Here is a 13,277-nt window from a genome sequence, read left to right as displayed (position 1 = left end):
TCTAGAAATTGCGCGAGGCCGTCACCACCAGGCGCTTTTGTGCCACGTTCTTGCCGCTGCCGTCGGCGTTGAAGAAGGTCCACAAGGGCGTGCCGTTCTTGCTGGCGTCGCCGCTGTTGTAGGTGCCCGCCGCCGTGAACGCCCACACGTCCATCGTCTTGGTCACACCGACCTTGACGTCGAAGAAATTGAAGTCGCTCATGTTGCGCACCTGCTGGCGGCCCGCGTGCAGGTTCAGCGCCAGGCCCGGCATCAGTTCGGGATTCCAGTTCACCTCGGCGTAGGCGGTGCCGCGCGTGTTGGCCAGCTTGCCGCTGTCCGGCTGCACCGCGAAGCCGAACCAATACTGGCTCAGCGCCACCCACGCATAGGCATTGAAGGCGCCGACGTTCACGCCCAGCTTGGCCTCCTGCGTATGGTACTTGATGTCCTTGCCGCCCGCCGCGAAGTGCGCGCCGGGATACCAGTAGGTGACCAGGCCGGCGTCGATATTGCTGTCGGCGCTGAGCGGGTAGCGGTAGCCGCCGTAGAGGTCGATCTCCGAACCGCTGCCGTTGTTATAGGCCGCGTGCGAGACGCCGGAACCGAACAGGCCGACATAAAAGCCGCTGGCATGCGTAAAGTCCAGATTGGCCTGCACCGTCGGCTTGGCCTGCGTTTGCGAAATGCCGCGGAAGATGTAGTCGGACACCACCGTCACGTTGCCGGTGTTGGTCCAGGCCGGTGCGGGCGCGGCCGGTGCGGCGTCGGCGGCCAGCGCGCCGCCTGCCGCGCAAGCCAGGCATCCGGCCGCGGCCAGCAGGGAGAAAATGGATGGGGACATGGATAGTGCTCCGTTGATGTAGGTTAGACGGCGTCGTATGCCGCGTGTTGCTGGCGATTACCCTTGGTGGCCAGGAAGAATGCATAGCCGACGGCCATGAAGCCTACGAACACACCGAAGATCAGCAGGTTGTAATAGATCATCGTCACCAGGCAGACCAGCGCACCGATCAGCGCGACCGCCGGGAACAACGGGTAGAACGGTGCGCGGAAGGGACGCACCATGTTCGGCTCCTCGCGGCGCAGCTTGAACAGGCTGAGCATGCTGAGGATGTACATGGTGATCGCGCCGAACACCGACATGGTGACGATGTTGGCGGTCAGGGTCTGGCCGCCGATCTTGATCAGCTCGTCGCTATAGATGGCTGCGATGCCGATCACGCCGCCCGCAAGGATGGCGCGGTGCGGCGTCTTGAAGCGCGGGTGAATCTTGGCGAAGTAATGCGGCAGGTAAGCCTCGCGCGCCAGGGCGAAGATCTGACGCGAGTAGCCGAGGATGATGCCGTGGAAGGAAGCGATCAGACCGAACAGGCCCAGCCACACCAGCATGTGCAGCCAGTTACTGTGCTCGCCGACGATGATCTTCATGGCCTGCGGCAGCGGATCGTTGATGTTGGCCAGCTTGGTCCAGTCGCCCGCGCCGCCGGCGAACACCATCACGCCGATCGCCAGCAGCACCAGCGTGATGATGCCGGCGATGTAGGCGATGGGAATCGAACGTTTCGGATCCTTGGCTTCCTCGGCGGCCATGGCCACGCCCTCGATCGCCAGGAAGAACCAGATCGCAAATGGAATCGCAGCGAACATGCCGGGAATCGAAGCGATGCTGAAATGATCCTGCCCCGACCAGCCGCCCTTGACGAAGTTCACCACCGAGAAGCCCGGCGACACCACGCCCATAAACACCAGCAATTCAAAGATGGCCAGCAGCGTCATCAGCAGCTCGAAGGTCGCAGCCACCTGCACGCCGACGATGTTCAGCGTCATGAACACAATGTAGGCGCCGACCGCCGCCGTCTTCGGATCGACCGTGGGGAATTGCACATTCAGATACGCGCCGATCGCCAGCGCGATGGCCGGCGGCGCGAACACGAATTCGATCAGCGTGGCCGCGCCGGCCAGGTAGCCGCCGGTCGGGCCGAAGGCGCGCTTGCTGTAGGCGAACGGACCGCCCGCGTGCGGAATCGACGTGGTCAGCTCGGTGAAGCTGAAGATGAAAGTCGTGTACATGGCCGCGATGAACAGCGCCGTGATGGTAAAGCCCAGCGTCCCCGCCGAGGCCCAGCCGTAGCTCCAGCCGAAGTACTCGCCCGAGATCACCAGGCCTACCGCGATGCCCCACAACTGAAAGGTGCCTAGCGACTGTTGCAGCGCCGGTTGCCCGGCCGCCTGTTTTGCACTCATGAGTTTCTCCCTTTAGATAAAGCGTGTCTGGTATGGAAGTTGCAGCAGAATCGAGTATAGGAGCCAGCCAAACGCCAGCGTTATCGAAAATCGGCAAACTTGCGGGGGCTGGGCGCCAAGGGAAGAAATAACAACAGCGGGAGAAAAATAATATGCACCAGACTGCGACAGAGTTGTTACACAGTGCGCCAGATTTGCGCACTGTGATGGCGCACGACGCCGATGAACTGGCCAGCAAGCTCACCAACTGGCAACAAAGCTACGACCAGATCAGTTCCGGCCTGTTCCATGGCGCCCTCACCGAACTGCGCCTGCCGCAGCTGCAGGTGTTCCGCGAAAGCCTGAGCCAGTCGGTGCGCCAGTCCTGCCGCGTGTGGCCGGACGCCATATGGTTCGGCCTGCCCGACCACGGCGCCACCACGCGCATCAACGGCCGCCAGACGGCGTCCGACTGGATCATGGTGCAGCCAGGCAACGTAGAGTTCGAGCTGGTAACACCGAGCGCGTACAGCATCTTCGGCATCGTCGCCAGCCGCGAGCTGCTGGCCGAGACGGCGCGGCGCCACGGCTGCCAGGTCGACTGGGAGCGCGTGCAATCGGCCGAGCTGTTGCAGGTGGATGCGCAGGCCCAGGCCAAGTGCCTGCGCATCCTGTCGCAATTGCTGCCGGCCGACGGCGACACCACGGCCGACGGTGCGGCGCAATGGCAGGACACGGTGTTGTCCACCCTGCTCGACATGCTGGACCACAGCTGCGTGGAGCCGGCGCTGGCGGCCAGCCTGCAACGGCGCCGCCATGTGGTGGCGCTGGCGCGCGAGTACATCATGGCGCACCGCAGCGAATCGATCACCGTGCCGGAACTGTGCGAGCGCGTGCACGTGAGCCGCCGCACGCTGCAATACTGCTTCGAGGACGTGCTGGGCATGAGCCCCATGCTGTACCTGCGCATGGTGCGCCTGAACGGCGTGCGCCGGCAGTTGCAGGACGGCCGCGCCATCGGCGACGTGGCCGACTCGTGGGGCCTGAGTAACTTCAGCCAGTTCTCCAGCGACTACCGCAAGCTGTTCGGCCAATGCCCGTCGGCGTCGCTGCGGTCGCGTTCAATGGCGCGCGCTTAGATGAGGCCCAGCGCGCCGGCCAATGCACCGGCCGCGATCAACAGCACCGGATTGATTTTTGTACGCAGCAGCACCAGTGCGGCCAGCACCGTCAGCGCGTCGGCATGCCAGCTGACGTTCGAGATGCGGGTGAACAGCCACGCGGTGGCGGCCAGGAAGCCTATCGATATCGGCGCGAAGGCATCGCCCAGCGCCTGCGCCAGGCGCCCGCCTGCATGGCGCGCCTGCAGGCGTATCGCGGTGAGCGTCAGCAGCGTGGATGGCACCAGCACCGCCAGCGTGGTGAAGATGGCGCCCATCCAGCCCGCGATCAGCCAGCCCACCAGCGATATGAACAACAGGTTGGGGCCGGGCGCCGCCTGCGCGATGGCGTAGGCGGCGGAGAACTGCTCGTTGTTCAGCCACTGTTTGCCTTCGACGACGTAGTGGCCCACCTGCGGTCCAAGCAGCACCACGCCGCCGCCCACCGCCATCAGCGACATCAACGCGATGTGCAGCGACAGTTCCATCACAGGCGATTGCTCGTTCATTTTTCTTCTCCCAACAGGTAGGTCGCGGCGGTGCCCAGTGGCGCCAGCACGCAGAACACCAGCGCCAGCTGCCATTGCAGCAGACCCAGTCCGATAAAGGCCAGCGCCAGCAAGGCCACCTGCAGGCGCGCGCGGTTGGCGCGCCAGTCCGCCTTGGCGAACATGGACTTCGCCATCTTCACGGCGGTGGCCAGGATCAGCCCCGCCGCCACCGCCGCCATGCCGCGTATCGCGTGGCGGAACATGTCGATCTCGCCGAAGCGCTGATACACCACGCCCAATGCGATGACCACCATGAACGGTCCGGCGATCATGCCGGCCAGCGCGGCCAATGCGCCGCTGGTGCCGGCGTAGCGGTTACCCACCATCAGCGCGACGTTGCAGATGGTGGGGCCGGGCAGCATCTGGCTGGTGGCGAGATACTTCGCGAACTCCTCGGCCGTAAGCCACTTGTGCTGCTCGACCAGCGCGCGGTAGGCGAAGGGCATCACGCCACCGAAGCCCACCAGCGCCAGCCTGGAAAACACCAGGAAAATTGTTGATAGCGGCATGGTCTTCTCCTTCGATTTCAATGGGACGAATTTTCCGCCTCATAGAAATATAAGTACAATGAATTTATTTAGACCATATATTCATTTTTCTGATGAAAATCGACACACTCGGCGTACAGGCTTTTGTCGCCATCGCGGACTTCGGCGGCTTCCAGAAAGCGGCGGAGACGCTGCACATCACGCAGACCGCCGTCACGCAGCGGCTGCGCAACCTGGAGGACTTCCTAGGCGTGATGCTGATCGAGCGCACCACGCGCTCCATCGCGCTGACCGGCATCGGCAAGGATTTCCTGCCGCAGGCGCGGCGCCTGTTGGATGAGCTGTCGTCCACGCTGAACGAGATCCGCGAGACCGGCAAGGCGCAGCGCGGCGACGTCTCCCTCGCCTGCGTGCCGACGGTGGGCATTCAATATCTGCCGCAGATCATCCAGGCCTATTCGGCGCGCTTCCCGGAGAACCGCATCAAGATCCTCGACTACGCCTCGTCGCGCGTGGCGGAGGCGGTGCAGCGGCGCGAAGCGGAGTTTGGCATCGGCCTGGGAGGCGGCGTGCATCCCGAGCTGGTATCGGAGCCGCTGATGGAGGATGACTTCGTGCTGGTCTGCCGCGACGATCATCCGCTGGCAAAGCGGCGTTCGCTGACATGGACGCAGATCCAGCCCTACCCGCTGATCTTTTCGGGCGACGTGAACGGCAACCGCGCGCTGCTCGACAGCTATTTGGGCAGCAAGAGCGCGGAACTGAATCTGCATTTCCAGTACGACGTGCAGCGCAGCGCGACGGCGGTGGGGCTGGTGGCCTCGGGCATCGCGGCGGCCATCGTGCCAGGGCTGGCGATCCTCAAAGGCAGTTACCCGCGCCTGCGCGCCATCAAGCTGAAGGAGCCCACCATCTCGCGCCAGCTGGTGCTGATCACGCGCCGCGCCGGCCACCTGTCTCCAGCCGCACAAGCGCTGTACGACATGCTCAAAACGGGCCGCTAACCCAGTGGGGTCAAGTCTGACATTCGGACACGAGCACAACCGTAGCGCCCGCTACGGTTGTGCTCGTGTCCGAATGTCAGACTTGACCCCAATTTAAAACGGGGCGCTGATGCCGTATTCGCGGAACTTGGCCGACATCGTGCGGCGCTCCTGTTCCTCCGCCTCGCGCTGCGCCGGCTCGCGGCTGGTGATCTCGGCCGGCATGCGGCCGGCGGCGGTTTCAAACTGTCCGCGCGCTTCTTCCCGACGGCCCAGCGCCTCGTAGGCCAGTCCGCGCTGGAAGTAGGCCGGCGCGTAATTGGGCTGCGACTGCAGTCCCAGCGACAGCGCCTGCAAGGCCTCCTCGTATCGCTTCAGCGCGTGCAGGGTCAGGCCGAGGTGGTACTGCACCATCATCGACGGCTTGCTGAACAAGACGCGATTGAGTTCCTCCGCCTTGCGCACGATGCGCAGGCTCTCGCCGTACTTGCCTTCCTTGCGCGTTTGCGCGGCGTAGTTGATGTAGCTGTAGAAGGTGCGCGTCTGCCGCTTCTTGACCATCTCGCGCAGGTCGGCCAGATAGCGGCTGGTGTCGTCGCCGGCGTGGCGGGCGCAGTCCTCGTAGGCGTTCGCGCCGCCCCTGCCCCAGCTGCTGTACACGCGCCGCTCGCCAATGCGGCTCAACAGCCCCGCCATGGTCGCGTAGTCGCCAGCCTGGCAGGCGAAGTAGGCGTAGGCGTTCAGGTTCCACGGATCGGGATAGCGATCCACCAGCGCATCGAAGCTGGTCTTCATTTCGCTCCAGTCGGCGAGGCTCTTTTCGAACAGCTGATCGTCGTAGGCCATCTGGCTCATGTACCAGTAGACGCGCGCGTACATCGCGTCGGAATCGGCAGTCCGCATCGACTTGGCGCTGCGGGCGATTTCGTCCACCGCGTCCGGCGCGCTAGCCCACATTTCGGTCGAGAAGAAGGCGGCGGAGAAGTAGGTCTCGTGATAGTTCGGGAACTCCTTGCGGGCGTCGGCCAGCAGGTGCGTCACGCCGAGGAAGCTGTAGTGGTCCGTGTAGGGCAGCACCTGGAGCATGGCCTTGTAGAACTCGGGATCGCGCTCCTTCAGCATCGGCTTCTCAAGCGTATTGACGATGCCCATCGCTGCGCGCGTGTCCGCGAGCATGCGTGCGGCGTCCTCCTTGGGCACGTCCTTGAACTTGGCCGTGCCGCGGAAAGTGGTGGCGCGTCCAAGCAGCACGTAGACGTGATACATGCGCGCCACGCTCGATTTGGGGAACTGCTTCTCCCAAGCCTTGGCCTCGCTCTCCATGCGCGTCCAGAAGGCCGCGTCGCGCGTGCCCTGCGGACGCCAGCGCAGCTGGTTGTAGAAGATCGCCAACCTCCACACACCGCTGCCGGTGCGCTGGGTCGGGTCGAGCAAACGCTTGCGCAATGCCTCCAGGCTTTTGTAGTCGGCCTTTTGCAGGTAGCCCTGCACCTCGGCGATCAGCGCGTTGCGGGCATTCAGTTCGGTGTTGTCCTGCGCAGGGGCGACGGGCCTGGCTGCGGGGGCGGCCTCCGCGACCACAGCGCCTTCCATCGCGCGCGCCAGCGCCTGCTGCATGCGTCCCGCTTCCGGCCCGGCGGGCCGCGACTTGTCGAGCCATTCCGCCCACTCGTCGCCGCCGATGGGACGCTGCGACGCCACGCCATCCACGTACACGCTGACGTAACCAAAGTAATTGAGCAGCATCGGCTTGCCGGGGCCGAAGTAATCCTTCTCCGCCACCAGCCCGTCGCCGCGCGGCGGCCAGGGGTCGCTCATGTGCAGCACGTCGCGGATCGCCGCCTCGACACGCGCGGGATCGAGCTTCCTGCACGGATCGTTCATGCGCTTGGGATGGAAGCTGCACAGCTGCGCGCCGCTGCGTGTCTTGATGAACCACTGGGCGATCGGGTCGCCGGCGTGACCATCGGGCTGCTCGATCAGCATCGACGCTTCGATCGGCTCGCCCGCGTACTGCGCCAGCTTTTGATGGATGGGCCGCTGCGGATGCTGCTGCGGCCAGACGCGCATGAACTCATTCTCGGCGATCGGATGATCGCGCAGCGCGGAGGCGTAGCTCAAATCCCACGGCAGTTCGGCGCCATGCGCGGCGCAGCACACCAACAAGCTGGCTAAAAATCTGTACGACATAAAAAATCCCCCAAGGCCAAAAGCGCTGGGGGATTCTACTATCGATTCGATAACGTTATTTAAACTACAGCGCCATCGGTTTCGTCTTTTTCCTTGATAGGCTTGATCAGGTCTTCACGCTTCACGCCCAGCCACATGGCCACGGCCGCAGCCACGAACACCGACGAGTAAATACCGAAGCAGATACCGATGGTCAGCGCGACGGCGAAGTAGTGCAGCGTAGGACCGCCCAGGAACAGCATCGACAGCACCATCATCTGCGTGCAGCCGTGGGTGATGATGGTACGCGAGATGGTCGAGGTGATCGCGTTGTCGATCACTTCATGCACCGACGACTTGCGCTGCTTGCGGAAGTTTTCGCGGATACGGTCGAAGATAACCACCGACTCGTTGACCGAGTAACCCAGCACCGCCAGCACCGCCGCCAGCACCGTCAGCGAGAACTCCCACTGGAAGAAAGCGAAGAAGCCGAGAATGATGACCACGTCGTGCAAGTTGGCGATGATCGCCGCCACGGCGAACTTCCATTCGAAGCGCACGGCCAGGTAGATCATCACGCCGATGATCACCATCACCAGCGCGTTCAAGCCGTTCTGCGCCAGCTCGTCGCCCACCTGCGGGCCGACGAATTCGACTTTTTGCAGCGAGACGGTTTCGGCGCCGGCGGCGTCCATGCAGGCCGACTTGACCACGTGCTCGCCCTTGGCGGTCACGGTGTCGATCTGCTTGGGCGCGCCCTGCTCGGCCGCGCACAGCGTGGTGAACACCAGCTGCGACGCATCCTTGGAGGTGACCGACTTGATCACCGGCAGGCGCAGCATGACGTCGTGCGCGGTGCCGAAGCTGGTCACTTCCGGCTGCTCGTAGCCGATCTTCTCCAGCGAGTGGCGGATCTGCTCCAGCTTCGCAGGCTGCTGGTAGCGCAGTTCCATCACGGTGCCGCCGGTGAACTCCACCGAGAAGTGCAGCTTATTGTGGATCAGGAAGAACACGGCCGCGACGAAGGTCAACGCGGAAATCACGTTGAACACCAGCGCGTGGCGCATGAACGGTATGTCTTTTTTGATGCGGAAAAATTCCATGTGAACCCCTGAGTTATTTCAGACCCGGTACCCAAACGGTACCGATGGCGATCGATTGCAGCTTCTTCTTGCGGCCATACCAGAGGTTGACCACACCGCGCGAGATGAACACGGCGGAGAACATCGAGGTCAAAATACCCAGGCAGTGCACCACGGCGAAGCCGCGGATCGGACCGGAGCCGAACACCCACAGGGCGATACCGACGATCAGCGTGGTCACGTTGGAGTCGATGATGGTCGCCCATGCGCGGTCGAAGCCGGCGGAAATCGCCGCCTGCGGCGTGGCGCCGGAACGCAGCTCCTCGCGGATACGCTCGTTAATCAGCACGTTGGCGTCGATCGCCATACCCAGCGCCAGCGCGATAGCGGCGATACCAGGCAGGGTCAGGGTCGCCTGCATCAACGACAGCAGGGCCACCAGCAGCAACAGGTTGCAGGCCAGCGCCAGCACGCTGAAGAAGCCGAACATCATGTAGTAGACGATCATGAACAGGGCGATGGCGGCGAAGCCGTACATCGTCGAGTGCAGGCCCTTGCTGATGTTCTCTGCGCCCAGCTGCGGGCCGATGGTGCGTTCTTCGATCACGTCCATCGGCGCGGACAGCGCGCCGGAGCGCAGCAGCAGCGCCAGCTCGGCGGAGTTCTCCGCGTTGCCCATGCCGGTGATCTGGAAGCGACTACCCAGTTCGCTCTGGATGGTGGCCACCGACAGCACTTCCGGCTTGCCCTTTTCGAACAGCACGATGGCCATCTTCTTGCCCACGCGGTCGCGGGTGGCGTCGCGCATCTTGCGGCCGCCGTCGCCATTCAGGTCGATGCCGACCGCTGGCTGCTGGTTCTGGTCGAAGCTGGCGGTGGCGCTGGAGATGTAGTCGCCGGTCAGCACCACGTCCTTGGTCAACACGACCGGCACGCCTTTACCAACGGTGAACAGCTCGGAGTTGAACGGAATCGCGGCCGTCATCTCGGTGCCCGGGGTGACGGTTTCGTCGACCATGCGTACTTCCAGCGTCGCGGTGCGGCCGATCACGGCGCGCGCGCGGGCCACGTCCTGCACGCCCGGCAGCTGGACCACGATGCGGTCGGGGCCTTGCTGCTGCAGCACAGGCTCGGACACGCCCAGCTCATTCACACGCTTGGACAGCGTGGCGATGTTCTGCTTGACGCCATCGTCGATGGTCTGCTTGAGCGCGGCCGGCTTCAGGCTGACGGTGGTCTTCAGCGCATCGCCTTCGCCGGAATCGACGAACAGCAGGTCGGTCATCTGGCCTTGCAGCACGTCCTTGGCCTTCTGGCGGGTGGCGTCGTCGCGGAATTTGATTTCGATGGTGTCGCCCACGCGGTCGATGCCGGCGTGACGCACATTCTTATCACGCAGCAGGGTGCGGGACGCGGCCTGGATGCCTTGCACGCGCTTGGCCAGCACCGCCTTGGTGTCAACCTGCATCAGGAAGTGCACACCGCCGCGCAAGTCGAGGCCGAGGTACATCGGCAGCGCATGCAGCGCCTGCAGCCATTTCGGCGTGTCTTTTTGCAGGTTCAGCGCGACCAGGTAGGTCGGGTCGGCCGGATCGGCGTTCAAGCCTTTTTCCAGCACCGACTTGGCGCGGAACTGGGTGTCCGGATCGGCGAAGCGGGCGCGCACGGAAGCGTAGGTGCCGGTGCCGTCGAAGGCGATGCCGTTGGTGGCGATGCCGGCGCCCTTGAGCACCTCTTCCACCTTGGCGGTCATTTCGGACGACATCTTGACGGTCGATTTACCGCTCGTGACCTGGACCGCAGGCGATTCGCCATAGTAGTTGGGCGCGGTGTACAGCGCGCCCAGCAGGATGGCGACTACGATCAGTATGTATTTCCAGAGGGGATAGCGATTCATATTGTTCAACGTTCAGTGTTAGGCGTCGGATGCAATACGGCCCGCGCGCGGCGGGCCGGGGCCTGATTACAGCGCCTTGAGCGTGCCCTTAGGCAGCAGCATGGTGACCGAATTCTTCTGCACCGTCATTTCGGCGCCGCTGGAGATTTCGATGGTCACATACAGGTCGGTTACCTTGGAAACCTTGCCCAGCACGCCGCCGGCGGTCACGATTTCGTCGCCCTTGGCCAGGGCTTCCATCATGGCCTTCTGTTCCTTGGCGCGTTTTTGCTGAGGACGGATCATCAGGAAGTACATCGCCACGAACATCAGGATCAGCGGCAGGAAGCTGGTGAGGTTACCGCCCAGGCCGAGTGCGTCGAGTGGGGAAGCCGATTGGGCGTAAGCGTTGGAAATGAACACAGGTGACTCCGATAATAGTTTGAAAAAATAGCGCTGTATTCTAGCACTGGCCGGAAGCCGGGAGGACTTCCGGGTATCTGGGTAAGATAAATCTTTTTACAAGAGTTACAACAAAATTAAACGCCGCGCGCGCGGTCGGCGTGGAATTGCAGGGTCCAGGCGTGGAAACGGTCCTCATCCAGCGCCTCGCGCATCTGGCGCATGATGTCCAGGTAGTAGTGCAGGTTGTGGATGGTGTTCAGCCGTGCGCCCAGGATTTCCTGGGTGCGGTTCAGGTGGTGCAGGTAGGCGCGCGAGAAATTGCGGCAAGCATAGCAGGAGCAGCTGCTGTCCAGCGGTTCCTTGTCTTCCTTGTAACGCGCGTTCTTGATTTTCACGTCGCCGAAGCGGGTGAAGATCCAGCCATTGCGGGCGTTACGGGTCGGCATCACGCAGTCGAACATGTCGACGCCGTTGGACACGCCGTTGACCAGGTCTTCCGGCGTGCCCACGCCCATCAGGTAGTGCGGCTTGTTGGCCGGCATTTTCGGGCCGACGTGGGCCAGGATACGCATCATGTCCTCCTTCGGCTCGCCGACCGACAGGCCGCCGATGGCCAGGCCCGGGAAGTCGATCTCTTCCAGCTTGGCCAGCGATTCGTCGCGCAGGTTCTCGAACATGCCGCCCTGGACGATGCCGAACAGCGCGTTCGGGTTCTCGCCACGGTTGAACTCGTCCATCGAGCGCTGCGCCCAGCGCAGGGACATCCGCATCGACTTGGCCGCCTCGTCCAGCGTGGCCGGGCGATTGTCGATTTCATAAGGGGTGCATTCGTCGAACTGCATGACGATGTCCGAGTTCAGCACGCGCTGGATCTGCATCGACACTTCCGGCGACAGGAACAGCTTGTCGCCGTTGATCGGCGAGTTGAAGTGCACGCCCTCCTCGGTGATCTTGCGCATCGCGCCCAGCGAAAACACCTGGAAGCCGCCGGAATCGGTCAGGATGGGCTTGTCCCAGCCCATGAAGTCGTGCAGGCCGCCGAACTTGGCCATGACGTCGTTGCCCGGGCGCAGCCACAGGTGGAAGGTGTTGCCCAGGATGATCTGGGCGCCGATTTCCTTCAGCTCCAGCGGCGACATCGCCTTGACCGAGCCGTAGGTGCCGACCGGCATGAAGATCGGGGTCTGGACCACACCGTGGTTCAGTTTGACTTCGCCGCGGCGGGCCTTGGTCAGGCCGCTGCTGTCGGTCTTGTGCAGTTTAAATTCCAGCATGTTGTTCCTTATTTTGCTCGTGCTTGTGTCGTCAACAGCATGGCGTCGCCATAGCTGAAGAAACGGTATTCGTTGGCGATCGCGTGGGCGTAGGCCTTGCGGATCTCTTCAAAGCCGGCGAAGGCCGACACCAGCATCAGCAGGGTCGACTTCGGCAGGTGGAAATTGGTGATCAGGCGCGTGACCGTCTTGAACTGGTAGCCGGGAGTGATGAACAGCGCGGTATCGGCGCTGCCCGCCTCCAGCTGGCCGCTCTGCGAGGCCGATTCCAGCGCGCGCAGGCTGGTGGTGCCGACCGCCACCACGTCGCGGCCGGCGGCGCGGGTGGCGCGCACGGCGTCCACGGTCTCCTGCGGCATGGTGTACCACTCGGTGTGCATCTTGTGCTCGGCCAGCACCTCGGCGCGCACCGGCTGGAAGGTGCCGGCGCCCACATGCAGCGTGACGTAGGCGAAGTTGACGCCCTTGGCCTTCAGCTCGGCCAGCAGCTTCTCGTCGAAGTGCAGGCCGGCGGTCGGCGCGGCCACCGCGCCCGGCACCTTGTTGAACACCGTCTGGTAGCGGGTCTCGTCGAAGGAGTCGGCATCGTGCTCGATGTAGGGCGGCAGCGGCAGGCGGCCGTGGGCCTCGATCAGGTCGAACACGTCGGCGTCGAAATGCAGGGTGTAGAACTCGCCGGCGCGCTCGCCGACGGTGACGTCGAAGGCGTCGGCCAGGCGGATCTTGACGCCGGGGCCGGGCGACTTGGAGGCGCGCACCTGGGCCAGCACGGTGCGGTTGTCCAGCACGCGCTCGACCAGCGCCTCGATCTTGCCGCCGCTTTCCTTGACGCCGAAGAAGCGCGCCTTGAGCACGCGGGTATCGTTCATCACCAGCAGGTCGCCTGGCTGCAGCAGGCCGACGATGTCGGCGAACCGGCGGTCGATGATCTGCTCGCCGTCCAGGTGCAGCAGGCGGGAGGCGCTGCGGTCTGGCAGCGGGAATTGCGCAATACGCTCTTGCGGCAAGTTAAAATCGAAATCGGAAAGCGAGTACATTTGCGGACTTCTGGAAACTGTTGAAGAAAATTCGGATAGGCCCGAAG

General features: G+C 63.5%; 12 protein-coding genes. 2 read left to right on the top strand and 10 right to left on the bottom strand.

Features of this window, described 5'->3' with window-relative positions; all coding sequences use genetic code 11:
* Nucleotide 1: 1 nt before the first annotated feature.
* Both HUX88_RS26540 and eat read right to left on the bottom strand, forming a co-directional pair.
* Entirely contained in the window at nucleotides 2-823 is an 822-nt protein-coding gene (locus tag HUX88_RS26540; RefSeq protein WP_117014186.1) for a TorF family putative porin, read from the bottom strand.
* Between the two features lie 23 nt (nucleotides 824-846).
* Entirely contained in the window at nucleotides 847-2,226 is a 1,380-nt protein-coding gene (gene eat, locus HUX88_RS26535; RefSeq protein ID WP_176363698.1) for an ethanolamine permease, read from the bottom strand.
* 206 nt (nucleotides 2,227-2,432) lie between these two features.
* On the opposite strand from eat, the gene HUX88_RS26530 reads away from it, so the two are divergent.
* Nucleotides 2,433-3,344, top strand: a complete 912-nt coding sequence (locus HUX88_RS26530) for a helix-turn-helix domain-containing protein (RefSeq protein ID WP_229219562.1) — start codon at nucleotides 2,433-2,435, stop codon at nucleotides 3,342-3,344.
* Here HUX88_RS26530 and HUX88_RS26525 read toward each other — a convergent pair.
* Together HUX88_RS26525 and HUX88_RS26520 are read right to left on the bottom strand one after the other, a co-directional pair.
* Nucleotides 3,341-3,874, bottom strand: a complete 534-nt coding sequence (locus tag HUX88_RS26525; RefSeq protein WP_117014189.1) for a chromate transporter — start codon at nucleotides 3,872-3,874, stop codon at nucleotides 3,341-3,343. The genes HUX88_RS26530 and HUX88_RS26525 overlap by 4 nt on opposite strands.
* On the bottom strand, nucleotides 3,871-4,425 hold the full coding sequence (locus tag HUX88_RS26520; RefSeq protein ID WP_176363696.1) for a chromate transporter: 555 nt from the start codon (nucleotides 4,423-4,425) through the stop codon (nucleotides 3,871-3,873). Before HUX88_RS26520 ends, HUX88_RS26525 begins: the two co-directional genes overlap by 4 nt.
* A 92-nt stretch (nucleotides 4,426-4,517) precedes the next feature.
* Between HUX88_RS26520 and HUX88_RS26515 the strand changes: the two genes are divergently transcribed.
* The gene (locus HUX88_RS26515) at nucleotides 4,518-5,408 is read left to right on the top strand and encodes a LysR family transcriptional regulator (RefSeq protein WP_161096041.1); all 891 of its coding nucleotides are present in this window, start codon (nucleotides 4,518-4,520) and stop codon (nucleotides 5,406-5,408) included.
* Nucleotides 5,409-5,501: 93 nt separating this feature from the next.
* Here HUX88_RS26515 and HUX88_RS26510 read toward each other — a convergent pair whose 3' ends face one another.
* The 6 genes from HUX88_RS26510 to queA all read right to left on the bottom strand — a co-directional run bounded on the left by HUX88_RS26510 (nucleotide 5,502) and on the right by queA (nucleotide 13,230).
* Nucleotides 5,502-7,577, bottom strand: coding sequence for a tetratricopeptide repeat protein (locus HUX88_RS26510; RefSeq protein ID WP_176363695.1), 2,076 nt, complete (start codon nucleotides 7,575-7,577; stop codon nucleotides 5,502-5,504).
* Between the two features lie 59 nt (nucleotides 7,578-7,636).
* Nucleotides 7,637-8,659, bottom strand: coding sequence for a protein translocase subunit SecF (gene secF, locus HUX88_RS26505; RefSeq protein WP_117014192.1), 1,023 nt, complete (start codon nucleotides 8,657-8,659; stop codon nucleotides 7,637-7,639).
* Between the two features lie 13 nt (nucleotides 8,660-8,672).
* A complete protein-coding gene (gene secD / locus HUX88_RS26500; RefSeq protein ID WP_117014193.1) occupies nucleotides 8,673-10,535 on the bottom strand; it encodes a protein translocase subunit SecD in 1,863 nt (620 codons plus the stop codon).
* Between the two features lie 66 nt (nucleotides 10,536-10,601).
* On the bottom strand, nucleotides 10,602-10,937 hold the full coding sequence (yajC, locus tag HUX88_RS26495; RefSeq protein ID WP_176363694.1) for a preprotein translocase subunit YajC: 336 nt from the start codon (nucleotides 10,935-10,937) through the stop codon (nucleotides 10,602-10,604).
* Between the two features lie 116 nt (nucleotides 10,938-11,053).
* Complete coding sequence (tgt, locus tag HUX88_RS26490; RefSeq protein ID WP_117014195.1) at nucleotides 11,054-12,193, bottom strand: tRNA guanosine(34) transglycosylase Tgt; 1,140 nt, start codon at nucleotides 12,191-12,193, stop codon at nucleotides 11,054-11,056.
* Between the two features lie 8 nt (nucleotides 12,194-12,201).
* A complete protein-coding gene (gene queA, locus HUX88_RS26485; protein WP_176363693.1) occupies nucleotides 12,202-13,230 on the bottom strand; it encodes a tRNA preQ1(34) S-adenosylmethionine ribosyltransferase-isomerase QueA in 1,029 nt (342 codons plus the stop codon).
* Nucleotides 13,231-13,277 lie beyond the last annotated feature (47 nt).

The organism is Duganella sp. BJB1802 (genome assembly GCF_013369445.1).
Taxonomy (GTDB): domain Bacteria; phylum Pseudomonadota; class Gammaproteobacteria; order Burkholderiales; family Burkholderiaceae_D; genus Rugamonas; species Rugamonas vulcania_A.
The sequence above is the reverse complement of the archived record's forward strand: the minus strand, read 5'-3'. Positions and strand labels throughout refer to the sequence as shown.